At 66.6% G+C, this 24,813-nt stretch carries 21 protein-coding genes; 18 read left to right on the top strand and 3 right to left on the bottom strand.

Translation table 11 applies throughout. The features are described from left to right. The first annotated feature begins 51 nt into the window (after nucleotides 1-51). From J2805_RS02735 to J2805_RS02705, 7 genes are all read left to right on the top strand, one after another. Complete coding sequence (locus J2805_RS02735) at nucleotides 52-1,023, top strand: aldo/keto reductase (RefSeq protein ID WP_309968757.1); 972 nt, start codon at nucleotides 52-54, stop codon at nucleotides 1,021-1,023. Further along, a complete protein-coding gene (locus J2805_RS02730; RefSeq protein WP_309968752.1) occupies nucleotides 1,020-1,145 on the top strand; it encodes a hypothetical protein in 126 nt (41 codons plus the stop codon). Before J2805_RS02735 ends, J2805_RS02730 begins: the two co-directional genes overlap by 4 nt. Nucleotides 1,146-1,199: 54 nt before the next feature. Then, nucleotides 1,200-2,030 (top strand): aldo/keto reductase, encoded by an 831-nt coding sequence (locus J2805_RS02725; protein ID WP_309968751.1) that lies wholly within the window; start codon nucleotides 1,200-1,202, stop codon nucleotides 2,028-2,030. A gap of 134 nt (nucleotides 2,031-2,164) precedes the next feature. Beyond that, on the top strand, nucleotides 2,165-2,428 hold the full coding sequence (locus J2805_RS02720) for a GlsB/YeaQ/YmgE family stress response membrane protein (protein ID WP_309968746.1): 264 nt from the start codon (nucleotides 2,165-2,167) through the stop codon (nucleotides 2,426-2,428). Between the two features lie 150 nt (nucleotides 2,429-2,578). Continuing rightward, nucleotides 2,579-3,097: a hypothetical protein gene (locus J2805_RS02715; protein WP_309968744.1), complete on the top strand. Its 519-nt coding sequence runs from the start codon at nucleotides 2,579-2,581 to the stop codon at nucleotides 3,095-3,097. A gap of 261 nt (nucleotides 3,098-3,358) precedes the next feature. Next, a complete protein-coding gene (locus J2805_RS02710) occupies nucleotides 3,359-5,518 on the top strand; it encodes an amylo-alpha-1,6-glucosidase (protein WP_309968741.1) in 2,160 nt (719 codons plus the stop codon). A gap of 13 nt (nucleotides 5,519-5,531) precedes the next feature. Beyond that, nucleotides 5,532-6,587, top strand: a complete 1,056-nt coding sequence (locus J2805_RS02705) for a glycosyltransferase family 4 protein (protein ID WP_309968738.1) — start codon at nucleotides 5,532-5,534, stop codon at nucleotides 6,585-6,587. Here the strand turns inward: J2805_RS02705 and J2805_RS02700 are convergent. Further along, complete coding sequence (locus J2805_RS02700; protein WP_309969117.1) at nucleotides 6,584-7,471, bottom strand: putative protein N(5)-glutamine methyltransferase; 888 nt, start codon at nucleotides 7,469-7,471, stop codon at nucleotides 6,584-6,586. The genes J2805_RS02705 and J2805_RS02700 overlap by 4 nt on opposite strands. Nucleotides 7,472-7,908: 437 nt before the next feature. Here J2805_RS02700 and J2805_RS02695 point away from each other — a divergent pair, with 437 nt between their 5' ends. Beyond that, the gene (locus J2805_RS02695) at nucleotides 7,909-10,809 is read left to right on the top strand and encodes an alpha-amylase family glycosyl hydrolase (RefSeq protein ID WP_309969114.1); all 2,901 of its coding nucleotides are present in this window, start codon (nucleotides 7,909-7,911) and stop codon (nucleotides 10,807-10,809) included. A 71-nt stretch (nucleotides 10,810-10,880) separates the two neighbouring features. Here J2805_RS02695 and pdxA read toward each other — a convergent pair whose 3' ends face one another. Next, complete coding sequence (pdxA, locus tag J2805_RS02690; protein ID WP_309968735.1) at nucleotides 10,881-13,346, bottom strand: 4-hydroxythreonine-4-phosphate dehydrogenase PdxA; 2,466 nt, start codon at nucleotides 13,344-13,346, stop codon at nucleotides 10,881-10,883. Between the two features lie 204 nt (nucleotides 13,347-13,550). Between pdxA and J2805_RS02685 the strand changes: the two genes are divergently transcribed. From J2805_RS02685 to J2805_RS02640, 10 genes are all read left to right on the top strand, one after another. Continuing rightward, nucleotides 13,551-15,125 carry an ABC transporter substrate-binding protein gene (locus J2805_RS02685; protein ID WP_309968732.1) on the top strand — a complete coding sequence of 525 codons (1,575 nt, stop codon included), beginning with the start codon at nucleotides 13,551-13,553 and terminating at the stop codon, nucleotides 15,123-15,125. A gap of 3 nt (nucleotides 15,126-15,128) precedes the next feature. Then, on the top strand, nucleotides 15,129-16,064 hold the full coding sequence (locus J2805_RS02680; protein WP_309968729.1) for an ABC transporter permease: 936 nt from the start codon (nucleotides 15,129-15,131) through the stop codon (nucleotides 16,062-16,064). Next, the gene (locus J2805_RS02675; RefSeq protein ID WP_309968726.1) at nucleotides 16,061-17,002 is read left to right on the top strand and encodes an ABC transporter permease; all 942 of its coding nucleotides are present in this window, start codon (nucleotides 16,061-16,063) and stop codon (nucleotides 17,000-17,002) included. Before J2805_RS02680 ends, J2805_RS02675 begins: the two co-directional genes overlap by 4 nt. Before the next feature lies 1 nt (nucleotide 17,003). Continuing rightward, nucleotides 17,004-17,936: an ABC transporter ATP-binding protein gene (locus J2805_RS02670; protein WP_309968721.1), complete on the top strand. Its 933-nt coding sequence runs from the start codon at nucleotides 17,004-17,006 to the stop codon at nucleotides 17,934-17,936. Next, complete coding sequence (locus J2805_RS02665; protein ID WP_309968718.1) at nucleotides 17,929-18,762, top strand: ATP-binding cassette domain-containing protein; 834 nt, start codon at nucleotides 17,929-17,931, stop codon at nucleotides 18,760-18,762. Before J2805_RS02670 ends, J2805_RS02665 begins: the two co-directional genes overlap by 8 nt. Before the next feature lie 58 nt (nucleotides 18,763-18,820). Continuing rightward, the gene (locus J2805_RS02660) at nucleotides 18,821-19,810 is read left to right on the top strand and encodes an aldo/keto reductase (RefSeq protein ID WP_309968715.1); all 990 of its coding nucleotides are present in this window, start codon (nucleotides 18,821-18,823) and stop codon (nucleotides 19,808-19,810) included. A 64-nt stretch (nucleotides 19,811-19,874) separates the two neighbouring features. Next, entirely contained in the window at nucleotides 19,875-20,651 is a 777-nt protein-coding gene (locus tag J2805_RS02655; protein ID WP_309968712.1) for an HpcH/HpaI aldolase family protein, read from the top strand. A gap of 3 nt (nucleotides 20,652-20,654) precedes the next feature. Next, complete coding sequence (locus J2805_RS02650; RefSeq protein ID WP_309968709.1) at nucleotides 20,655-21,944, top strand: sialidase family protein; 1,290 nt, start codon at nucleotides 20,655-20,657, stop codon at nucleotides 21,942-21,944. After that, nucleotides 21,941-22,651: an SDR family NAD(P)-dependent oxidoreductase gene (locus J2805_RS02645; RefSeq protein ID WP_309968706.1), complete on the top strand. Its 711-nt coding sequence runs from the start codon at nucleotides 21,941-21,943 to the stop codon at nucleotides 22,649-22,651. Before J2805_RS02650 ends, J2805_RS02645 begins: the two co-directional genes overlap by 4 nt. Before the next feature lie 111 nt (nucleotides 22,652-22,762). Continuing rightward, nucleotides 22,763-23,575, top strand: a complete 813-nt coding sequence (locus J2805_RS02640; protein ID WP_309968703.1) for a DeoR/GlpR family DNA-binding transcription regulator — start codon at nucleotides 22,763-22,765, stop codon at nucleotides 23,573-23,575. Nucleotides 23,576-23,640: 65 nt separating this feature from the next. Here the strand turns inward: J2805_RS02640 and J2805_RS02635 are convergent, their stop codons facing one another. Further along, nucleotides 23,641-24,684, bottom strand: coding sequence for an NAD(P)-dependent alcohol dehydrogenase (locus tag J2805_RS02635; protein ID WP_309968700.1), 1,044 nt, complete (start codon nucleotides 24,682-24,684; stop codon nucleotides 23,641-23,643). Nucleotides 24,685-24,813: the final 129 nt, after the last annotated feature.

Here is a 24,813-nt window from a genome sequence, read left to right as displayed (position 1 = left end):
TCTCGACAGGCTCGATCACCGGACAGGCCCGATCACCGAAAGGATCACAGCATGCAGTACACCCACCTTGGCCGTTCCGGGCTGAAAGTATCCCGCCTGTGCCTGGGCACCATGAACTTCGGACCCCAGACCGAAGAAGCGGCCGCGCACTCCATCATGGACTCCGCCCTTGGGGCCGGCATCAACTTCTTTGACACCGCCAATGTCTACGGCGGCACCGGGCACCGCGGCTGGACCGAAGAGATCATCGGCCGCTGGTTCGCCCAGGGCGGCGAGCGCCGAGAACGGACCGTCCTTGCCACCAAGCTCTACGGCACCATGACGGACCGCCCCAACGAGTCCAAGCTCTCGGCATTGAACATCCGCCGCGCTTTGGACGCCAGCCTCAAGCGCCTGCAGACGGACTACATCGACGTCTACCAGTTCCACCACATCGACCGCGACACTCCATGGGACGAGATCTGGCAGGCCGTCGAGGTTGCAGTCCAGCAGGGCAAGATCCTGTACTCCGGCAGCAGCAACTTTGCCGGCTGGCACATCGCCCAGGCCCAGGAAGCTGCCCGCCGCCGGAACTACACCGGGCTGGTCAGCGAGCAGTCCATCTACAACCTTTTCCGCCGCGAGGTGGAACTGGAAGTCATCCCGGCCGCGCAGCAGTACGGCCTGGGCCTCATCCCGTGGTCGCCGCTGCAGGGCGGACTCCTGGGCGGCGTGCTGAAAAAACAGGAACAGGGCGTTCGCCGCGCCGAGGGCCGCGCACTGGAAACCCTGAAGAAGCACCGGGACCAGATCCGGCAGTACGAGGACTTCGCGGACGACCTGGGCCACGAACCCGGCGACGTTGCCCTCGCCTGGCTGCTGCACCGGCCGGCCGTCACGGCACCCATCGTGGGGCCGCGCACGCAGGAACAGCTCGACGCCGCCATCCGGGCCCTGGATGTGACGCTCGACGACGATGCGCTCAAGCGCCTGGACGACATCTTTCCCGGCCACCGCACAGCCCCGGAAGACTACGCCTGGTGACTCCCGGCGGAACTGCTGCGGCGCCGTCGGACATCCTGTTCACCGGCGGAACCGGCGTGATCAGCGCGGCGGTGGCGGAACACGCCGTCGCGCCGGGGCACGGGCCAAAACGAACCGTTTGAAGACTGTTGCGGCGGCATCTGTGCAAACCGGCGCCGATAGGAAAGACTCTGTAAATGGCACTTTCACCAGTGATTGAGCTCAATGACGGACACCGGATTCCCCAGATCGGGCTGGGGACCTGGCCGTTGGACGACCAACAGGTGGCTGCCGCCGTCGTTCAGGCCGTGGAAGCCGGTTACCGCCACATCGACACTGCGGTGAAGTACGGCAACGAAGCGGGTGTGGGTAACGGCGTCCGCTCCAGCGGCCTGGACAGGTCCGAGCTGTTCATCACCACAAAACTGGACGGCGAGTACCAAGGGCAGGACAGGGCGGTTGCCGGGCTGGACGGCTCGCTTGAACGCCTCGGGCTGGACTACGTGGACCTGCTTCTGATCCACTGGCCGCTCCCCCGGCGGGACGAATTCATTTCAACGTGGAAAACCTTTGAACGGCTGCAGGCGGATGGCAAAGTGCGGTCAATCGGCGTTTCCAACTTCAAGCCGGCGCACCTGGAAAGACTGATGGACGCCTGCGATATTGTGCCCGCCGTCAACCAGATCCAAGTCAGCCCCACCATCACCCGGATTGTGGATATCGCCTACAACCGGCGGCACGGAATCGTCACCGAGTCATACAGTCCGCTGGGCGCGGGCAGCGACCTCCTGAACGCCCCGGTACTGGGAAGGATCGCCCAAAAACACGGCAAGACCCCTGGCCAGATCGTGCTCCGGTGGCACGTTGAACAGGGCCTCGTGGCCATCCCAAAGTCCGCCAATCCACAACGCATGAAAGAGAACCTGGGCATCTTCGGCTTTGCCTTGGACACGGACGACATCAATGCGATCGCCACGCTGGATGGAGGTGACGAGTCCGGAGTTAATTCTGACGTCCAAGGCCACTGAAAGTTGGGGTTCCCCCGAAGTTCTTAGGTGCTCCGACTGGAAGATTAATACTAAGCATGATTAGTATTGGGTAGAAGGATGAAGCGTGTCCGGGATCCGGGCACCTCCTCAATGAAAGAAGAAGGAACGATAAAATGGGTTTTTTCGCATTTCTGATTCTGGGCCTCATCGCCGGAGCAATCGCTAAGGCAATCCTCCCCGGCCGGCAGGGCGGCGGCATCATCATGACGCTCATCCTGGGCGTCGTCGGCGCCCTCCTGGGCGGATGGATTGGCAGCCTGCTCTTCAACGTAAACATCAACGAGTTCTTCTCGCTGTCCACATGGCTCCTGGCCATTGGCGGTGCGATCATCGTCCTGCTCGTTTACGGCATGGTCACTAAGCGCACAGCCCGCTAAAGCGGAGTCTGGCCTGGAAAACGGCCCCGGGATTCTTTTCCTGGGGCCGTTTTTTCATCCAGGGCCCACTATTCTGTGGCCATTTGTTGGTGGGCAACCCCTAAACGGTCCGCCCGAGTACGGAACCTTCTCACAGAGCAGGAGTACAACATGAAAGCAAAACTTCTTTTTGGCACCGGGATGGCTGCGGGGTTCGTCCTGGGGTCCAGGTCCGGCCGCGCCGCCTACGAGAAAATCAAGGCAAGGGCTGCCGCCCTCTGGGACAGCAAGCCAGTCCAGGACAAAGTGGCTGCAGCAACCGAAGCAGTCAAGGAAAAGGCACCTGAAGTCACGGACCAGCTGTCTGAGGCGGCCCGCCGCGCAGGGACAGTCATCAGCTCTGCCGTGCATCGGGACCACGCCGCCGGCACGGGCAAGAACAGCGCCAAGGACAGCCCGGCGAAACCCGGTGATCCGGGCAGCGAGAGCGCGCTTCCGGCGGGCGATTACGTCCCCTCGCACAGCACGCACCCGGAGACCGTCAATCTTGGCACCACGGACGCCGGCACCCCGGATGTCACCAGCGACCCGGCGCTGAACGATACGACCGGCCAGGACTGGTCCGACGAAGGCGGAGCCACGCCCGCCGGGGCGGCCACGAACACGAACCCAGAGCGGACTTCGAGCTAGCTCACGGGTCCTTCCTTAACAGCACGGGCTTAACAGCACGGGGTCCTCCCGGTCCGGACGCATTGTTGTCCGGCCCGGGAGGACCCCGTTTTTCTGTGCCCGGGCCCGCGGATCCTTGCCCGAAGTCGGGCGGAATTTTAGAATGTGGGTGGCTAAGCAGTCAGCCATTGAATCCTCGGTCCGGAGTGAATTCATGAGTTTTCGACGCCTGGCCCCACTTGCTGCAGTGATGCCGGCTCGGCCCCTTGGTCGGCGGCTGCCATGAACGGCTGGAATCTGGAAACCACGGGCTCGATCGGCCACAACGCCGTGACCATCGTTGAAGGATCCTCGTTCTTTATTTCGGCCGGCAATGGCGACCTGGACCCCGCCCTGGCGCACGGCGCCTACTACCAGGACACCCGGATCCTCTCGCGCTGGAACCTGATGGTCAACAACCACGTGGTGGAAGAACTCATGGCGGTGAACCCGGAACCCTACCGGGCAGTGTTCACCGGCCGTGCGCCCCAGCCGGACGGAGCGGCCGACCGTCCCATGGTGATTGAGCGTGACCGGCAGGTGGGCGACGGAGTCCGCGAGACGCTGACCGTGCGCAACTACTCCAGCGCTCCCGCGTCCTGCAGCATCAAACTGGCGGTGGAGGCAGACTTTGCGGACCTGTTCGAGGTCAAGGCCGGCCGGAAGACCCGGCAGTTGCGTCCCTCGCACCGGCCGGAAGGCCACCGGCTGATCATCAGCGGCCGCCATAATGGCAGGTTGCTTGGCGTGACGGTCAGCGCGCCGGGAGGGGACGTGAACCGGCACGGCGTGATGTTCAAGGTCACGGTGCCGGCGAAAGGATCCTGGACCGCCACCATTGTGGTCACACCCAGCTCCGACGGCAGCGAACCGCCGGGCAAGTTCTCCGCCAGCGTCCCGCACCACGAGTCGGTTCCCGCCCTGCGCCACCGGCGCTGGGGGGCCGCTGCGCCCCGGATCAGCATGGACAATCCGGCTCTCGAAAGGATCCTGCGCCTGAGCCAGCAGGATCTGGGTTCGCTGCGGATCCCGGACCCGGCGCATCCGGACCGCACCGTGATTGCCGCAGGAGCACCGTGGTTCATGGCCCTGTTCGGACGCGACTCCCTTCTGACCTCCCTGATGGCGCTTCCCGTGGATCCCACCATCGCGCTGGGCACTCTGCAGACGCTCGCCGAACATCAGGGCCAAACAATCAACAAGCTCACAGAGGAGCAGCCCGGGCGGATTCTCCATGAGGTGCGCCTTGGCGCAGGCGGCGCCCTGTCGCTTGGAGGGGACGGGATCTATTACGGGACGGCGGATGCTACTCCGCTGTTCGTCAGGCTCCTTGGGGAAGTCAGCCGCTGGGGACTGGAGCCGCGGGCCGTGCAGGAACTCCTGCCCAGCGCGGACCGTGCGCTCGACTGGATCACCACCTACGGGGACCGTGACGGAGACTGCTTTGTGGAGTACGAGCGTGCCACCCGGCACGGCCTCCTCAACCAGGGCTGGAAAGACTCCTACGACGGCATCAACTTCGCGGACGGCACCCTCGCAGAACCGCCCATCGCCCTGTGCGAGGTCCAGGGTTATGTCTACAGCGCCTACGTGGCCCGGGCGCTGCTGGCCCTGGACTCGGGAGACGCCACCCTTGCCCGAACCTGGGGCGACCGGGCTGCCGCACTCAAGGAGGAGTTCAACCGGCGGTTCTGGCTGCCTCAGCGCGGCTACTTCGCAGTGGCCCTGGACAAGGACAAACGGCCCGTGGATGCCTGCGCTTCGAACATGGGGCACTGCCTGTGGTCGGGCATCGTGGATGATGACAAGGCGCACCTCGTGGCGCGGCGCCTGATGGAGCCGGACATGTTCACCGGCTGGGGCGTCCGTACGCTGGCTTCAACCATGGGCGCTTATAACCCGGTGAGTTATCACAACGGCTCGGTCTGGCCGCATGATAACGCCCTGATTGCGGCCGGCCTGATGCGCTACGGTTTCGTCGAAGAGTCCCAGCGCGTGGCCATGGCCATCTTCGACGCCGCGGAGGCTTTCGGCGGCAGGCTTCCGGAGCTTTTCTGCGGTTTCCCGCGCGAGCCGGCCCGGGCCCCGGTTGCCTACCCGTCATCGTGCTCACCGCAGGCCTGGGCCTCGGCGACGCCCATCCACCTCATCCGGGTCCTGCTGGGCTTTGATCCCTCCGCTTCCACCGGCCGGCTCTGGCTGAGCCCGGCCTTCCCGGATGGATTCGGCTACCTGCGGACGGAACAGGTGCCGTTTGCCGGTTCCCGGCTGACCATCGAGGTCTCGGGAAACAACGCACACGTGACGGGATTGCCGCCGTCGATTGAGCTGCATCTGGGGACGCAGGAACCCCTGGCGGACCTCATCCGGGTCCACCATGACCCCGGCCGGAAGGCTGGCTGATGTAGGAGGCACAATGCGCATCGGTATCCTGGCACCACCCTGGATTCCTGTACCCCCGCCCTGCTACGGCGGGACGGAATCGGTGGTCCACACGCTTGCCGTGGGGCTCGCGGAGGCGGGGCACGATGTTGTGCTCGCCGCTTCGGGCGACAGCACCTGTCCCGTTCCGAGGGTTCCGCGCCTCTCGAATTCGTCCGAAGTCTGCATGGACTCGGGAAGACAGGAGATCCTGCATGTCCTCCGTGCCTACGAAGCCATGCAGGATGTGGACATCGTCCATGACCACACGCTGCTGGGCCCGCTGTGCCAGGGGATGGTGCCGAATGTTCCCCGCGTCACCACCCTGCACGGGCCTTTCGACAACGAGCTCACCCGGATTTACCGCGCCATGACCCGGGAAGCCTCCCTGGTGGCCATTTCGCACCACCAGGCCTCAACCGCCCGGGGCGTGAAGATCGACGCCGTCATCCACCACGGGATCGATGTCCGGTCCGTCCGGTACAGCCCGGCGCACAACGGCGGTGCCTGCTTCCTGGGCCGTATGCACCCGAACAAGGGCGTCCTCCAGGCCGTCATGGTGGCACGCCAGGCGGGGATTCCGCTGCGGATCGCTGCGAAGATGCGCGAGCCATTTGAAATGGACTACTTCCACGACGTCATCGAACCGCTGCTGGGCACGGATATCGAGTACCTCGGCGAGCTGGGCACGGCGGAAAAATACCAACTGCTGGGCGAATCCGTCGCGCTGCTGAATCCGATCCAGTGGCCGGAACCGTTCGGGATGGTGATGATCGAGGCACTGGCCGCCGGAACTCCGGTAGTGGCCACGCGGCGGGGTTCGGCTCCGGAAATCATCAGCGACGGCGAAACAGGGTTCCTCGCGGATAGCCTCCAAGGCCTCGCCGAGGCACTCAAGGGCTGCATGTGGCTGCGGCGCAGTGACTGCAGGCGGGCGGCGGAGCAGCACTTCAGTTCAGGGCGTATGGTCCGGGAGTACATCCGGTTCTACTCGGGTTTGCTGGCGGGATCCCCGCGGGCAGCGGAAGAGGGGGCAGCAGCCGGGTTCTAACGTGCAGTGCCGATCGCAACAGTGGCGTCCAGTTGCGGGTCGCTGGCCAGCCGGACCGCCAGTCCGGCCTGCCGCATCAGCCCGATAGTCTGCCGGGCCTGCCCCCGGCTCGTCTCGATCAGCACGCGCCCGCCGGGAGCAAGCCAGTGCGGCGCCCCGGCAATAACCCTTCTCTGGATGTCCAGACCGTCCGTACCGCCGTCCAGGGACATCCGCGGCTCGTGCGTGCGGGCCTCGGGGGGCATGGTCCCGATCGCCGCCGTGGGAACGTAAGGCGCATTGGCCACCAGAATTCCGATGCGGCCGCGCAGACCGTCCGGCAGCGGATCGAAGAGGTCGCCCCCATGGACCCTGCCGCCGGCCGGCTCAAGGTTCCGCCTGGCACAACGTACGGCCGCGGGGTCCAAATCCGAAGCATGCAGTTCAATGCCGGGCACGCGTGCTGCCAAGGCAGCCCCCACGGCCCCGGACCCGCAGCACAGGTCCACGACGACGGGTCGGCCGGCGGGTACGCCGGTGGCACGCCCGCCGTGGGAAGCCCCGCGGTCGGAACCGCCGTGGGAAGCCCCGCGGTCGGAACCGCCGTCGGAAGCCGCGCGGAGCAGCAGTTCCGCCTGCCGGACCAGGAACTCGGTCCGGCGCCGGGGCACGAACACACCCGTTGCTACGCCGATGCGAAGCCCGCAGAATTCAGCCCAGCCAAGGATGTGTTCGAGGGGAAGCCCGGTGATGCGCCGTCCGATCATCGCTTCAAGCTCCGCGGCCGAGGCTGCCGCATCGGCGAGCAGGCGGGCCTCGTCTTCGGCAAACACGCAGCCGGCAGCCCGAAGACGGCGGACGGCGTGGTCCGGACCGTCCGCCGATGCCGTGCGGCCGGTCCGCAACGAGCTTTCTGATGGCAAGAGCAGGCTCCCTCAGCAGCGGGCGGTGGAATTCATGCTACCCAACCGGGGACGGTACCAAGCAACCTTGGGATTTGCTGGAAAATGTCGGTGCAAGCGCTTACAGTGTGAGTTGGCTCTCAGTAGCCGGTCTCCCGCATCGTCCTTCACAGCAGCAGTGTCGCTTACCGGAAGGTTTCCTTATCGTGTTTTCCCGCAGTGCAATCCACCAGAATCCACCTTGCAACCGTCCATCCTGCAAGCCTCCGGCCAGACGTGCCGCCGCGGCGGTCGCGGCGGTCGCGGCGGTCACGGCACTAGTTGCCGCAGCCGCCCTGGCTTCACCGGCCCACGCGACGCCGGAGCCGAAAGGCCACGGCGCGCCGTCGGCCGCCCACTCGCTCCGCGCACCGGTGACGGACGAGAACTTCTACTTCGTGATGGCGGACCGTTTCAGTAACGGAAGCAGCGCGAACGACGACGGCGGGCTCGGCTCCGATCCGATGGTCTCCGGCTTCGACCCGACCAAAAAGGGCTTCTACAATGGCGGTGACCTCAAAGGGCTCCTGGACAAGATCGACTACATCCAGGGCCTGGGCACCACGTCCATCTGGCTGACGCCGAGCTTCAAGAACAAAGCGGTCCAGCCGGAGGACAAGTCGGCCGGCTACCACGGCTACTGGGTCACGGACTTCACCCAGATCGATCCCCACCTGGGGACCAACGAGGAACTGAAGGCCCTGATCGACGAGGCCCACTCGCGCGGGATGAAGGTGTACTTCGACATCATCACCAACCACACCGCGGACGTGATCGGCTACGGGGAAGACCCCCAGGACGCCCGGAAGCCCTACGTTTCGAAGGACGCCACGCCTTACAAGACGGCGGCCGGCGCGGAGTTCGACGACCGGGACTACGCCGGCAAGGACACGTTCCCTGCACTGGATCCGAAAGAGTCGTTCCCGTACGAACCCTTCCTGGCCGAGGGCGAAGAAAACCTCAAGGTGCCCGGATGGCTGAACGATCCCAGGCTGTACCACAACCGCGGCGACACCACCTTCCAGGGCGAGGACTCCTTCTACGGCGACTTCTTCGGCCTGGACGATCTCTTCACGGAGCACCCGAAAGTGGTCGACGGCATGGCGGACGTGTACGAGACATGGATCGGCGACTTCGGCGTTGACGGCTTCCGGATCGACACCATGAAGCATGTGAACGACGAATTCTGGCAGGAGTTCGGCCCCAGGGTGCTGGACTTCGCCAAGGAACAGGGCAAGGACGAGTTCTTTATGTTCGGCGAGGTCTTTGACACCTCCAAGAGCTTCACCTCCCAGTTCACCACCCGCAACAAAATGCAGGCCGTGCTGGACTTCCCGTTCCAGGACGCCGCCAGGAACTTCGCCTCACGCAGCCAGGGCGCCGCGAACCTGGAGGCATTCTTCGCCGCGGATGACTGGTACACCGACGCCGACTCCAACGTCTACCAACTGCCCACGTTCCTGGGCAACCACGACATGGGCCGGATCGGCAGCTTCATTGCCGCGGACAATCCGGAGGCTGATGACGCTGAACGCGTTGCCCGCGACCAACTGGCCCACGAACTGATGTACTTCTCGCGCGGCAACCCCGTGGTGTATTACGGCGACGAGCAGGGCTTCACCGGCCCGGGCGGCGACCAGGATGCGCGTCAGACCCTCTTCGCCAGCCAGGTCCCCGAATACCTCGACGATGACCTGCTGGGCACCGACGCCACGCATGCCACGGACAGCTTCGACACCGGCCACCCCCTCTACGGCAAGATCAGCGAGCTTGCCGCTCTGACTGCCCAGCATCCTGCCCTGCGCGACGGCGCCCACCAGAACCGGTACGCCTCGGACGGTACCGGAATCTACGCGTTCTCCCGCACTGATGCGAAGGACCAGCGCGAATACGTGGTGGCCGTGAACAACAGCAAAACGGCACAGACGGCAGCGGTTCCCACCTACATCGCCAAGCGCACCTACAGCCGGATCTATGGAGATGCCGGCGGTTCGGCGGCTGAGGCCAAGACGGCCGACGACGGGAAGCTCACCGTCACCGTCCCGTCGCTTTCCGCGGTGGTCTACGAATCGTCAGGCCGGATCCCGCACTCCAAGGCGGCCCCCGCCGTCGTGCTTCAGGAGCCTGCAACGGCGGCAGGCGACAACGGCAGGAGCGGACGAATCAAAGTAGCAGCCGACGTCGACGGTTCCTCGTTCTACGAGGTCACCTTCCAGGCCCGGACGGCGGGCGGAGGGTGGGAGCCGATCGGCACGGACGACACCGCCCCGTACCAGGTGTTCCACGACGTCACGGGGCTGAAGCCCGGCACGGCCGTGGAATACCGCGCCGTGGTCCTCGACAACGGCGGGCACACCTCGGCGAGCGCTGCCCGGACCGGCGCCGTCCCCTCCCCTGTCCTGGCGATGCAGAAACCGGCCGAGGGCAGCAGCGTGGACGGCAAGGTGGAAGTCAGCGCCACCGCCAGCCCGGAGAAGTCCGACTACACGGTCAGTTTCGAACGGAGCGTCGACGGCGGCGACTGGACTGCCATCGGTTCGGACAGTTCATCGCCGGCTTACACCGTCTTCGACGATCTGGGCGCGCTGGGCCTTGCCGACGGCACACCGGTCCGCTACCGAGCAGCCATGTCCGTTCCCGGCGCGGAGAACGTGCTCAGTGATATCCGGACCGTGGTGGCCGGTGAGATCCCGCAGCCGGATTCGGTCACGGTGGCCGGGAGCCTTAACTCCGAGCTGGGCTGCCCTGGCGACTGGCAACCGGCCTGCGAAGCCGCGTTCATGACCCTCGACCCGGCGGACAAGGTCTGGCGACTCACCGCGCCGAACTTGCCGGCCGGAACGTACGAGTTCAAGGCTGCGATCAACGGCGACTGGAAGGAGAACTACGGGGCAGGCGGCGCCTTCAACGGTGGAAACATCGTGCTGGAGCATCCGGGCGGTGCCGTCACGTTCCGGTACGACCACGCCACGCACCTGCTCAGCCCGGTCTACGCCTCGCAGCAGCCCGGCGCGGTGGCTGCGGCCGGCAGCATGAATACGGAGCTGGGCTGCGCTGAGGACTGGATGCCGGCGTGCGACCAGGCCCAACTGGTGCTGGACCCCGCCGACCTGGTCTGGAAGCTGTCCGTTCCTAACCTTCCGGCCGGTACCTATGAGTTCAAGGCCGCCCTGGACCGGTCCTGGAACGTGAGCTACGGTGCCGGCGGGTCGCCGAACGGCGCCAACATCGGCCTTGCGCACGACGGCGGGGCACTCACCCTCCGGTACGACCACTTCACCCACGTGATGACGGCGGGATAAGAGCGGACAGGGTGCTCCGCACCCGGTCCCGAGCCCGGCGCTCCTGCTTGGGAGCGCCGGGCTCGGGGTTCCTACTTCCGGAGCGCCGGGCTCGGTGACATCTCCGCGGCCTGGCGGAGTGCCTCGATCATGCTGCGGACGTCCACGATGCCCTTGCCGGCGATGTCGAAGGCGGTGCCGTGGTCCACCGAGGTGCGGATGACCGGCAGGCCCACAGTGATGTTGACGCCGGCCTCGATGCCGAGGACCTTGATCGGCCCGTGGCCCTGGTCGTGGTACATCGCCACAATCAGGTCGTAGTCGCCGCGGCCGGCCAGGAAGAACGCGGTGTCGGCCGGCAGCGGGCCGCGCGCGTCGACGCCGTCGGCCTGCAGCTTTTCGATGGCCGGGGTGATCTTCTCGGCTTCCTCGCCGTACCCGAACAGGCCGTTCTCCCCGGCATGCGGGTTGATGGCGCAGACGCCGATCTTGGGGTTCGCGATGCCCGCGCGCTGCATGGCTTCATAGCCGCGGCGGACCGTCCGTTCCACCAGGCCGGGCTCGATCCTGTTGATGGCATCGATCAGGCCGATGTGGGTGGTGACGTGAATGACCTTGACCTTGGGCGTGGACAGCATCATGGACACTTCTTCGATGCCCATGAAGTGCGCCAGCAGTTCGGTGTGGCCCGGGTAGATGTGCCCGGCCTTGTGCAGGGCGGCCTTGTTCAGCGGCGCCGTGCAGATCCCCTGGACCTCGCCCTTCATGCCGAGCTCGCAGGCGATGCGGATGTAGTGGTAGGCGGCGTTGCCGGCCTCGGCGGATTCCTGGCCCCAGGGCAGGTCCCTGGACAGCAGCTTGGGATCGATCACGTTGATGCGGCCCGGCTCAAAGACGGCCTCCTGCACCGTCCGGACCTCCACGATGTTGGGGGTGGCGCCGAGGGCCTTGGCGCCCAGTTCCAGCCGGTACACGTCGCCGATGACCACCGGGCGGCAGTCGCGGTAGGCGTTTTCCGCCAGCAGCGCGCCAACAGTCACTTCGGGACCGACGCCGGCGCCGTCGCCCATGGTGACGGCGATGAAGGGGCGGTGGTCCTGTTCGGTTTCGTTCACTACGGCTGAATTCATTACTGCTCCAGATTTCTCGGAAGGGCGGTCAAGTGTTTGTTGGGTGGAAAGGCCGGCAGCGGGTGAAGCCCTCCGGCTTCGGATCTTTTGATGAAGTTGGGTCAGTGCGTGCCGGTCACCGAAACTGCCGGGTTTGGTGCCCACCAGCGTGCCGTCGTCGGCCAGGCTGACGACGGCTCCGTGCTGAACGGCGTCGAGCGGTTCGAGGGCGGTGATGCCGAGCGCGTCGAGTACTTCCCGGGCGGTTTCGCCGCCGGTAAGGATGAGGTCGGGCTTGAGGTCCGGGCCAGCCCCGTGGAGGGTGCCGGAGACAAAGCGGGCCAGGTTGTGGACGATCACGCCGGCCTCGCCCGGATCCACCCGGTCTGCCGCAACCGTCAGGGCAACTGCTGCGCCGGCCGAGAGCGCCTCCCTGGCGCGCTGGGCCTGCGGCTGCTGCGTTGCCGGGCGGGCCAGTTCCTCCGGCCGGAGCCCGAACAGCATGTAACCCGCGGCTTCGAGGTCCCGCAGTTGGTTCCGGGCCGTGCCGGAGGCGGAACCAACGACGGCGAGGACGGGCCCCGGATTCCGGCGGAGCACCGCTGCCGGTGTACCGGCGTCTGCGTCGCCTTGCAGCCCGGGCGCACCGCGCTTGGCGGGTTGCGCGTTCCGCGCAGGCCGCGTCCCGATGCTGCACGCCAGGAGTTCGGCTGTCCCGCCCGTCCCCACGAGGACGATCCGCCGGCCGCCGGCCGTGAAGTCCAGCCGCACCATTGCGTCAACAACGGCGGCCAGGTCGGCCTCGGTCTCTCCGTCTGCCACCACCACGGCCGGGTCCGCCCCGGACAGGATCCGGTCCAGATGCGCGGGCAGCTTTCCGGACCTCACTGCGTGCAGGTCCAGGAGATCAGCAGCCCGGCCTTCCGCCTGCTGCAGCGCGTCCCTGATGCTGGCCGGCGGTGCGGCTGTTTCGGCGGCCCAGAGTCCGGTCCGGTCCAGCGGAGTGCCGCCCACCAGGGGCTTACCCCCTACGACGGTCCTGCCCAGTTGGGGCAGCGCGCCGGCAACCACCACATGCATCCCCAGCCCTGTCAGCGCGCCTATTTCTGGGCCCACATTGCCCCGCCAGAGCGAGTCGATCTTTTTGAAAAGCACCCGTGCCGACGCTGCGGCGGCGCCCCCGAACACCCCGGCCACGGCTTCCGCCGCTGCCTCACCGGAAAGGTTCCGGGAGTGGGTGTCAACAACCACGACGTCGGCCGGCTGCGCTGCTGGGCCTGGAAGTCCGGTCGGGACGTCGGCCGGCGGTGCTGCCTGGCCGGGAAGTTCAGTCTGCCCCTGCGGCCCGGGGGCAAGGAGGACCTGCGTGGTGAGACCCTGACGGGCGAAGCACTGCCCTACTTCAGCGGCACCGGAAAAGTCATCGGCCTGAATAAGCACTGCTGTCACGTTCTCCTCCTCCCTTGGAATGTATGAACGGCTGGAATGTATGAACGGCCGGAACGGCATACGTCCGATAGCCACCATCATGACACTATTGCGCGAAATGCGCCATAGGTGTTGCGCGAAACGCGCAACAGTGGCAGAGTGATCCATGTAACACGGCACAGGCCATCCGGCCGCCAGCCGTCCCGTTCAACCGAGAGGTCAACGATGACCGTTCTTCCTCAAGGAAGTGAGATTTCACGGCGCCGCCTCCTGCAGTTCGGCGCAGCCGCCGGTTTTCTCCTGGGCACAGGCGGCCTCGCCGGATGTGCCGGCCCCACGGGGCTGCCGGGTCCAAGCACTTTGACCCTGGCCCTCAACAGGTCCCTGGTCAGCCTGGACAACAAGCTCAACCAGTTTGACGCTGCCGTCACCGTCCAGCGCGCTGTCCGCCAGGGCCTCACGGCCATCGGCCCGGAGACCAAGCCGGTACTGGTCCTTGCGGACCGGTTCGAAATGACGTCCCCCACCGCGTGGACCGTCCGGCTGCGCGAAGGCGTCCGCTACTCCGACGGCACGCCGCTCCTGATCGAGGACATCGCCACAGCTTTGAAGATGTACCAGCAGGTGCAGGGCTCCTTTGTGGCCGGGTTCTTCCCGGAATTCCCCACCGTGGTCCCTGTCGACGACCGGACCTTCCGGATGGAGTCCAAGAACCCCATCCCCATCCTCGACTCACTCATGAGCATGATCCTGATAACTCCGGCCGCCCGGAACAAACCGGAGGAACTGCAGGAAGGCGTCGGCACCGGCCCGTACGTGGTCACCAAATTCAACCGCGGAGCCGGCACCTACAGCCTCCAGCGGAACGAGAACTACTGGGGCCCCGCGCCCGAGGTGGAGAACGTGGAAGTCCGGTTCCTTCCCGAGGAATCCAGCCGCGTCATCGCCCTGCGCAGCGGCGAGGTGGACATCATCGACTCCATCACGCCCGACTCGAGGGAGCAGCTCGCCGGACTTCCCGGCGTCGAACTCAAAGAAGCGTCCAGCCTCAGGCTGAACCAGATCTTCTACAACTTCCGCAAGCCCGCCGGCCACCCATTGGCGGACCCCCGGGTCCGCGAGGCCCTCAGCTGGGCCATCGACGGCGAGGCCCTGGTCAAGGACGTCCTGGTGGACTCCGTCAGCCAGGCTGATGGCGTTACGCCCTCGAGCCTGACCGGGTACCACAAGACAGGGACGTACACCTACGATCCGGAAAAGGCCAAGGCACGGCTCGCAGAACTGGGCGTCAAGGACCTGACGCTGAAGATCATCTGGGAAACCGGCGAGTTCGCCGGCGACACCTCCATCATGGAGGCCCTGGTGGAGATGTTCGGCGCCATCGGCGTGAGCACCCAGCTCCAGCAGTTCGAACCCGGCGGCAACATCCTCGCCTGGCGCCAGGGCAAGCAAGGCGACTGGGACCTGCTGGGCAACGGCTTCAGCAGCCCCACCGGCCTGGCCATCACCATGATGCAGGGCATGTATGCCGGTACTGCGGAAAAGGAGAAGACCCGGGACACCTACCAGGGTTACGTCGTCCCGGACGTGCAGGCCAAGATCCAGGCGGCGTCCTCCGAAGTGGATCCCGTACGCCGGCAGGAGCTGATGGCAGTGGCGCAGCAGGCCATCTGGGACACCTGGCCGTGCGCGTGGGCCTTCGTGCCGAAGTCCGTGCTGGCCCACCGGGAGCGGGTGTCCGGCGTCAGCCTGGCCCCCACCAACTCCTACCCGCTTGTTGACGTCCGGCTGGAGGCCTGAGCCATGACCAATTACATCCTGAAGCGCCTTGGACAGGGCCTGCTGACCGTCTTCCTGACGGTTTCCACCGTGTTCATCCTGATCCGGATGGCCCCCGGCGATCCGGCGGTCTCCTATGCAGGCCCGCTGGCCACCACAGAACAGCTCGCCAAGGTGCGGGAACAGTTCGGCCTGGACCGCCCGGTCCTGGAGCAGTACTGGATCTTCCTGCAGCAGCTGTTCACCGGCAACCTGGGGACGTCCTATTCGTTCCAGGCCCCCGCCATCCAGGTAGTGGCCGAACGGATGCCGTACACGCTCACGCTGGCCACCGCGTCCATCCTGCTCACCGCCGTCGTGGCCATCCCGCTGGGCGTCTGGATGTCGCGCCGGCCGGACACCGGCAGGGAACTCGGCGTCAACGTGCTGACCATCGCCGGCCAGTCCATGCCCGACTTCTGGACCGGCATCATGCTCCTCACCGGTTTCGCCGTCCTCATCCCCATCTTCCCGGCCTCCGGCTTCGCCACCTGGGGCGGCCTGGTGCTGCCCACCATCACCATCGCCATCCTGCAGATCGCCCTGATCTCCCGAATGGTCCGGCGCGAAATGACCACCAACTTCGCAGCCCCCTACCTGACCGTGGCCCGGTCCCGGGGTGTCCGGAACTCGGTGCTGACCTGGCGCTACGCCATGGGCAACTCGGCCATCCCGGTATTCACGGCCCTCGGCACGCGCTTCGCCGCCATGCTCAACGGCGTGGTGGTGGTGGAGGTAGTGTTCGCCTGGCCCGGCGTCGGCTCCCTGATTGTGCGGGCACTGGAAACCCGGGACTACCCCCTCATCCAGGCGACGGTCCTCCTCACAGCCCTTCTCGCGGTGGCGGTCCAGCTGGTCATAGACCTCGCCTACCCGCTACTTGATCCCCGCGTTCGTCTTGGAAAGGCGGCAACAGCATGAGCCTCAGCGACACCGCAACGCCCACAGGTTCTTCCGGAAACGCAGCGCAGCCCGCACGGCAGCCGAGCCCCAGTGCCGTCACCAAGGCGGACATCGCCAACGCCGGCGCCACCCGCCGCCGGAACGCCGCCAAGTGGAAGCTCATCGCGGGCACGGTCTGCACCCTGCTCGTCATCATCCCCATCCTGCTGGCCCAGGTGCTGCCCCTGCCGGACGCCAACTTCCAGGACCTCGCTGCCCGGCGCCTGCCGCCGTTCACCGACGGGCACCTGTTCGGCACCGACCAACTGGGCCGCGACCTCCTCTCCCGCGTCCTGCACGGCGGCCAGGTCTCCCTCACCATCGGCCTCCTTGCAGTGCTCGTCTCCGGCGCCATCGGCATCATCCTCGGCGCAGCCGCCGGCTACTTCGGCGGCTGGGTGGACACGGTTGTCTCACGCCTCCTCGAAGCGCAGATGTCCCTGCCGCTGCTGATGATGCTGCTCCTGGTGGTGGCACTGTTCGGCCCTTCGATTCCGGTGATCACGTTCGTCATCGCCATCGCCCAATGGCCCGAAGTGGCCCGCCTGACCCGGTCCATGGTGCTGGTAGAACGCGAAAAGCCATACGTCTCCGCGGCCCGGATCCTGGGCCTGCACCGCATCCAGATCCTGATCCAGCACATCATCCCGAACGTCATCAAGCAGGCCACGCTGGTGGTCCTGCTCCTCCTGGCCCAGGCGGTACTGCTCGAGTCAGCCCTCAGCTTCCTCGGCGCCGGCCCGCAACGTCCGTTCGCCACCTGGGGCCGCATCATCTCGGACGGCCAGGACTACATCACCACCTCGTGGTGGATGGTCACCCTGCCCGGCCTGGTGATCGTGCTCATGGTGGTTGGCGTGAACCTGCTGGGTGACGGCCTCCGCGACCGCCCCCGCCGCAAGAAGAAGGGTGCCTGACATGAGCGCACAACCCCTGACCAGCAACAACCGGGAGCAGGCCCTCCTGGAGGTCCGCGACTTCCAGGTTGAACTGATCACCGACGCCGGCATCATCCGCGCGGTGGACTCCGTCAGCTTCAGCATCCACCGGGGCGAGACCGTCACCATCATCGGTGAGTCCGGCTCCGGAAAATCGACGACGGCGATGGGCATCCTCCGGCTCCTGCCCGAGGACCTTGCGGTGCTCTCCGGCACCGTGCTGATCGACGGCGTCGACGTCACCGCCGATCCCAAGGCCATCAACAAGGTCCGCGGCAAGGCCCTGGCGCTGATCCCGCAGGATCCCATGACGGCCCTGAGCCCGGTCCACTCGATCGGGAACCAGCTCTTCGAAGCCATCCGGATCGCGGGTGCCGCCCCGGGCCAGGACAAGGTTGCCGTCCGTGCCCGCGCCATCCGGCTGCTCGAGCAGGTGCACATTCCCACGCCGGAGGTGCAGCTGAAGAAGTACCCGCACCAGCTGTCCGGCGGCATGCTGCAACGTGTGCTGATTGCCATCGCACTGGCCAGCGAACCCCAGCTGCTCGTGGCGGACGAACCGACGTCCGCGCTGGACGTCACCGTGCAGGGCGGCATCCTGGACCTGCTGCTGGAACTGCAGGAGCAGCGCGGCATCGGCATCCTGATGATCACCCACGACCTCGGCGTCGCCCGGCTGATCTCGGACCGCATCCACGTGATGAAGGACGGCTCGTTCGTCGAGTCCGGCGACGTCCAGCAAATCGTGGACCACCCGGCCACCGAGTACACCCGGGCCCTGCTGGCCGCGGTGCCTGTCCTCGGGCCGTGGGATGAAACCCCGGGCGCAACCCAGGGCGCCTACCCGGCCGCCCCTGCCTACCCGGCCGCCACCAACCCCGCCCTGACCCAGACCGGAGCAAGCCATGACTAAGCCGTTCCTCGCCGTCGAAAACCTCGTGGTGGACTACCACGTGCCGGGCGGCACCTTCCGGGCAGTGGATGACGTGTCCTTCACCGTGGACAAAGGCAAGACGATCGCCGTCGTCGGTGAATCCGGCTGCGGCAAGTCCACCATCGCCAAGGCACTGATGCGGCTGGTTACGCCAACCAGCGGGCGCATCGATCTGGACGGAACGGACCTGGCCACGCTCAGCGAGGCCAGGCTGCGGCCGTTGCGTTCCAAGTTCCAGATGGTGTTCCAGGACCCGTACGGCTCCCTGGACCCGCACATGACCGCGCAGGAGATCGTGGCTGAGCCGCTGAAGCTGCAGGGCGTCCGGTCCAAGGCGGAACGGCACAAGGCTGCGGCGAAGCTGATCGACCAGGTGGGCCTGCCCGCCCGGTCCCTGGACAAGCATCCGTCCGAGTTCTCCGGCGGCCAGCGCCAGCGGATCGGAATTGCCCGGGCACTGGCGTCCAAACCCGAACTGCTGGTCTGCGACGAGGCCACCAGCGCCCTGGACGTGTCCGTCCAGGCCCAGGTGCTGCGGCTGCTGAAATCCATCCAGGACGAAACGGGCATCACGTACGTGTTCATCTCGCACAACCTGGGCGTGGTGCAGGAAATCAGCGATACGGTCATGGTGATGCAGCGCGGCAAGCTGGTTGAACACGGCACCACCGCGTCCGTCCTCACCGCGCCCAAGGAGGACTACACCCGCAAACTCCGCCGCGCCGCGCTGGACCCCGCCACCATGCAGGGCCTCAAGCCGCGGCATCTGGTCCGGTCGCTGGCCTTGGCCAATCAGCCGGGCTGAACCGGCCCGATCCCGGATCCGTACCCGCAACCCCACTGCAACCACGAGGAATCAACGCATGAGCAAACAGCCCGAAGGCGCCCAGGTGGACGGCCTGAAACTTCCCATCTCCAGGCTGGTCCTGGGAACCATGACGTTCGGCGATACCGTCGATGAGGCCACCGCTGGGCGGATGGTGGAGGAAGCGCTCGACGCCGGCATCACCACCATCGACACCGCCAATGCCTACGTCGGTGGAACCACCGAGGAAATGCTCTCCCGCCTCCTCAAGGAGCGGCGCGGCGAGATTGTTTTGGCCTCCAAGGCGGGCATGCCGCACGCGGACCACGGCGACAACTCGCCGCTGTCCCCGGCCGGGCTGCGCAACAGCGTGGAGGGCAGCCTCCGCCGGCTCGGCGTGGACAGCATTGACCTGTTCTACCTGCACCAGCCTGACCGGGCCACACCCCTGCAGGACACCCTGCGCACGGTGGCGGAGCTCGCCGAAGAGGGCAAGATCGGTGCCCTGGGCGTGTCCAACTTTGCGGCCTGGCAGATCGCCGACGTCATCCACGTGGCCCGCGAGGTCGGCGCACCGCGGCCGGTGGTGGCGCAGCAGCTGTACAACCTGGTAGCCCGGCGCGTCGAGGAGGAATACCTCGAATTCGCCGCCACGCACAACGTCCACACCATGGTCTACAACCCCCTGGGCGGCGGGCTGCTCACCGGCCGGCACAGCTTCGAATCCAAGCCGTCCGAAGGCCGCTTCGGCGACTCCAAGCTTGCTGCAATGTACACCCAGCGCTACTGGGACAAGCAGCTGTTCGAAGCCATCGATGCACTGGCAGGCATCGCGGAAAGCGCCGGAATCACCCTGGCGGAACTGTCCCTCCGCTGGCTCGCGTACCGCGACGGCGTGGGCTCGATGCTGCTCGGCGGTTCCATGGTGGAACAGCTCCGCGCCAACATCGCCGCGGTGGCCAAGGGTCCGTTGCCGGCTGACGTGTCCGAGGCCTGCGACGCCGTGGGCGCCGGACTCCGTGGCCCCATGCCCGCCTACAACCGCTGACGCCTCCCCGGCTGATCCCGGCACCGTTCCAAGTACACCCACTGACTGAAGGTAGAAGATACAGATGACATCGGACCTGGCCCTCGAATTCGCCCGCAAAATCCGTGCCCGCGAACAGGCCGTCGGCTACTGGGCCGTCCTTGACGCACCCGTGGCCACTGAACGCATCGGCCGGTTGGGCTACGACTACGTGGCACTCGACGCGCAGCACGGCCTGCTCGGCTACTCGGGCGTGCTCAACGGACTCATGGCCATCGACGCCGGGCACACCGCCGTCGGCATGGTGCGCGTGGAGGACAACAACCTGACCGCCATCGGCAAGGCACTGGATGCCGGCGCCGTCGGCGTGATCGTGCCGCTGGTGAACACCGCCGCCGACGCCGCCGCCGCTGTTGCCGCGGCCAAGTACCCGCCGATGGGCGGCCGCTCGTACGGGCCCATGCGCTCGGCGCTGCGGATCGGACCCGTTCCGGCAGAGGCGAACGCCGCCACACTGGTGTTCGCGATGATCGAGACGCCGGACGGCCTGGCGAACGTCAAGGAGATCTGCGCGACGCCGGGACTCGACGGCATCTACGTGGGCCCCTCCGACCTCGCCATCGCCGTCGGCGGCGCCTTCCCCGGTGACCCCGCCATCGAGGCCGAATTCAACGCGGCACTCGAGACCGTCGCGGATGCTGCCGCAGCCGCGGGCATTGCCGCGGGCATCCACACCGCATCCGGCGAGATCGCCGCCCAGCGGCTCCACCAGGGCTACACCTTCACCACTGTGGCCTCCGACCTGACCCACCTTGAAATTGCGGCCAAGGCCCACCTGGCCGCTGCCAAGGCGGAGGGCTGAGACATGCAGACAACCCACGGCACCGAATACAGCACCATCACCCCGGACGGCACCGTAAAGCACGCCGACGGAGCGGACTTCGCCTACCTCCCCGCCCCCACGGTGCAGAGCCACGCTGCGAACCTGCTGACCCTCCCGGACGGGCGCCTCGGCTGCGTCTGGTTCGGCGGTACCCAGGAAGGCGTGCCGGACATCTCCATCTGGTTCTCCACCCTGGAGCCGGGAAGCACGCAGTGGTCCCCGGCGGAGCAGCTCTCCGACGACGGCACCCGCTCCGAACAGAACCCGATCCTGTTCACCGGACCGGGCCCTGCCGGTCAGGACAGCCGGCTGTGGCTGCTCTACACCGCGCAAAAGGCGGGCAACCAGGACACGGCGGAGGTCCGCCGTCGTATTTCCACGGACAGCGGGCGGACGTGGGGACCGGTGGAGACGCTGTTCGCAGCCAACGAAACCGGCGGCGTGTTCGTCCGGCAGCTGCCCGTTATCCTGCCGACCGGCCGGCTGATCATTCCGATTTTCCGCTGCATCACCACGCCCGGCGAAAAGTGGGTAGGCAACAGCGATGACAGCGCCGTGATGATTTCGGACGACGGCGGCGCCACCTGGAGCGAACATGTCCTGCCGGGCAGCCTGGGCTGCGTCCACATGAACGTCCAGCCGGTGGCTGACGGTTCCCTGCTGGCGCTGTTCCGCAGCCGCTGGGCGGATTCGATCTATGAATCCCGTTCCACCGACGACGGCACCACCTGGAGCGAGCCCGTCCCCACCGAACTGCCCAACAACAACTCCTCCATCCAGTTCACGGCCCTGGCCGACGGGCGGCTGGCGCTGGTTTACAACCACAGCCGTGCCGAGGAGAACACCGAACGGCGGCTTTCGCTCTACGACGAGATCGACGACGACGGCCTGGCTGAGGAACAGGGGCAACTCGCTGACGCACAAGTGGGACCGGCGCTGCCGGCGGGCGGCGCATTCCCCGGCGACAGCGCTGCCGGCGCGGAACGGAAGGCCTTCTGGGGCACCCCGCGCTCCCCCATGACGCTGGCCATCTCCGAGGACTCCGGCCGCAGCTGGCCCATCCGGCGCAACCTGGACGTGGGCGACGGCTACTGCCTGTCCAACAACTCCCGGGACGGCCTGAACCGCGAATACTCCTACCCGTCCATCCATCAGGGCCCGGACGGGGCGCTGAACATCGCCTACACCTACTTCCGGCAGGCCATCAAGTTCGTTCGCGTGGATCCGCAGTGGGTCTACCAGGGAACCACCACGCCCGGCGGGGACTCGTGAGCAACTCAGCTGAACCGTCGGCTGCACCGCGGGGTGGCCGGCACGCGATCGTGACCGGCTGCAGCTCGGGCATCGGCAAGGCCATCACGGAGCGGCTGCTGGCCGACGGCTGGACCGTCACCGGGCTGAGCCGCAGCGAACCGGCCCTGGGGCCCGGTTTTGCGTGGCTGCAGGCGGACCTGTCCGATCCTGCGTCGCTCACGGAGCGTATTGCCGGCGTCGGACCTGCCGACGCCCTGGTTCACGCAGCCGGGTACCAGCGGACCGCCGTCCTGGGTGAACTGGATCCGGAGGCGCTGGCCGGGATGTTCACGGTGCATGTGGCCGCCGCCAGTGCACTGGCGAACGCCGTAGTGCCGCACATGCCCGACGGCGGCCGAGTCCTGCTGATCGGCAGCCGGACGTCCACGGGATCGCCCGGCAAGAGCCAGTACGCAGCGACCAAGGCGGCCCTGCTGGGAATGGGCCGCACCTGGGCGCAGGAGCTGGCGCCGCGCGGCATCACGGTGAACGTCCTCTCGCCCGGGCCGACGGACACCCCCATGCTGGCCGATCCGGGGCGGGCAGCAACGCCGCCCAAGGTGCCGGCACTCGGAAAACTGGTGGACCCGGCAGACGTTGCTGCGCTGGCGGGCTTCCTCCTGGGCGATCACGGGAAATCGATCACCGGCCAGAACTACGTGATCTGCGGCGGCGCGTCCCTGTGAGACCCACCGCTGTGAACACACCGGGCTTCGGGCCGAATAGCATGAGGACAGCCTGACCGACCGCCAGGAAAAGCTGCGGTGGCACCAGCCGCCGCCGAAGGAGAGCCAGAGATGACCACCGCCAAAGCCAGGCGCGAAGAGATTTACCACCTCGCCGTGACCACCGGCCTCGCCTCCGTGGAGGAGCTCTCCCGCCATTTTGCCGTCACGGCCTCCACCATCCGGCGGGACCTGGCCCAGCTCAACGAGCAGGGGAAACTGGCACGCACGTACGGCGGTGCCGTGGCGCTCGGGGCGCACCCGGAGCCCTCGCTGCGGCAGCGCACCGGCGAAGCCTTTGAACAGAAGCAGGCCATCGCGGCGTGGGCGGCCGGCAAGGTGCAGGATGGCGAAATCGTCCTGCTCGACGGCGGCTCGACTGTGGGCGCCCTGGCCCACGCCCTGCGCGGCCGGGAAAACCTGTCCGTCACTACCCCCGGCATCAACACGCTCCAGGAGCTGGCAGACTCCCCCGGCATCCAGGTGGACTGCCTGGGCGGGCGGCTTCGCGGCGTCAGCCAGACATTCGTGGGGCCGCTTGCCGAGGCGGCTTTGGAGCGGATGAGTTTCGACCGCGTCTTCCTCGGGGCGGACGCGGTCACTGCCGACGACGGGCTGTGCGAGGCGGACCACGCGCAGACCCGGCTCAAGGAGCTGATGGCCCGCCGCGGGGACAACGTGTACGTCCTTGCCGATTCCACCAAGCTCGGCAAGCGGCCGTTCCATGCGTGGGCGCGGATTCCGCTCCCGTGGACTCTCGTGACGGACGCCGGGGCTGACCCGGGGCAGGTGGAACTCTTCCGTGGCACTGGCGTGGAGGTCCAGCTGGTGGATGTTAACTACGAAAGCAGTGCCCAGGACGAAAGCAGTGCCGCCCTCTCCTGAGGACGGCACTGCTTTGTTGGCTCGCGAGTTTTGTTGCCTGGTGACTTGGTTACTTGGTTCGTTGGTTAGACCAGGGTCGAGGTGTCGATGACGAAGCGGTAGCGGACGTCGGAGGCCAGAACGCGTTCGTAGGCGTCGTTGATCTTCTCGGCCGGGATGACCTCGACCTCGGCGCCCAGGTTGTGCTCGGCGCAGAAATCGAGCATTTCCTGGGTTTCGCGGATGCCGCCGATGGCCGATCCGGCGAAGGACCGGCGGCCCATGATCAGTGAGAAGACGTTCACCGGGAGCGGTTCCGCCGGGGCGCCCACGTTCACCAGGGCGCCGTCGAGGGTCAGCAGCTGCAGGTAGGAGCTGATGTCGATCTTGGCGCTGACGGTGTTGATGATCAGGTCGAAGCTGCCGGCCAGGTCGCTGAAGGTGTTCTCATCGCTGGTGGCGTAGTAGTGGTCCGCACCCAATTTCAGGCCGTCCTCCTGCTTCTTCAGCGACTGCGACAGCACGGTGACCTCGGCGCCCATGGCGTGGGCGATCTTGACGGCCATGTGGCCGAGCCCGCCGAGTCCGACGATGGCCACCTTCTTGCCGGGACCCGCGCCCCAGTGGCGCAGCGGCGAGTAGGTGGTGATGCCGGCGCAGAGCAGCGGCGCGGCGACGTCGAGCTCGATGCCCTCCGGGATCCGCACCACGAAGTCCTCAACGACGACAACGTGGGTGGAGTAGCCGCCCTGGGTGATGGTGCCGTCGCGATCCACGGCGCCGTAGGTGCCGGTCATTCCCTTAAGGCAGTACTGTTCCTCGCCCTTTTGGCAGTTGACGCACTCGCGGCAGGAGTTGACCATGCAGCCGACGCCGACGCGATCGCCGACGGCGTGTTTCGTCACTTCGGCGCCGACCTCGGTGACGATTCCGGCGATTTCGTGGCCCGGGGCCAGCGGGTACTGCTGGGGTCCCCAGTCGCCGCGGACGGTGTGGATGTCAGAGTGGCAGATGCCGGCGTACTTGATCTCGATCAGCACATCGTGCGGGCCGACGTCGCGGCGTTCGATGGTGGTGGGAATGAGGGCTCCGTCAGCGGACGGGGCGGCGTAGGCGTTAGCGGTAAGCAATTTCTCTCCTGTGTTGGGTGAGGGATTCATTTGGTTGGGTGAAAGTCTTAGGGGCGGATGAGCACTTTGAGTGCTGTGCGGTCGGCCATGGCCCGGTAGCCGGCGGGGACGTCGTCGAGGGCCACAGTC

The organism is Arthrobacter oryzae (assembly GCF_031454875.1).
GTDB lineage: Bacteria > Actinomycetota > Actinomycetes > Actinomycetales > Micrococcaceae > Arthrobacter > Arthrobacter oryzae_D.
Note: the sequence above shows the minus strand (reverse complement) of the source record. Positions and strands in the feature narration are given on the sequence as shown.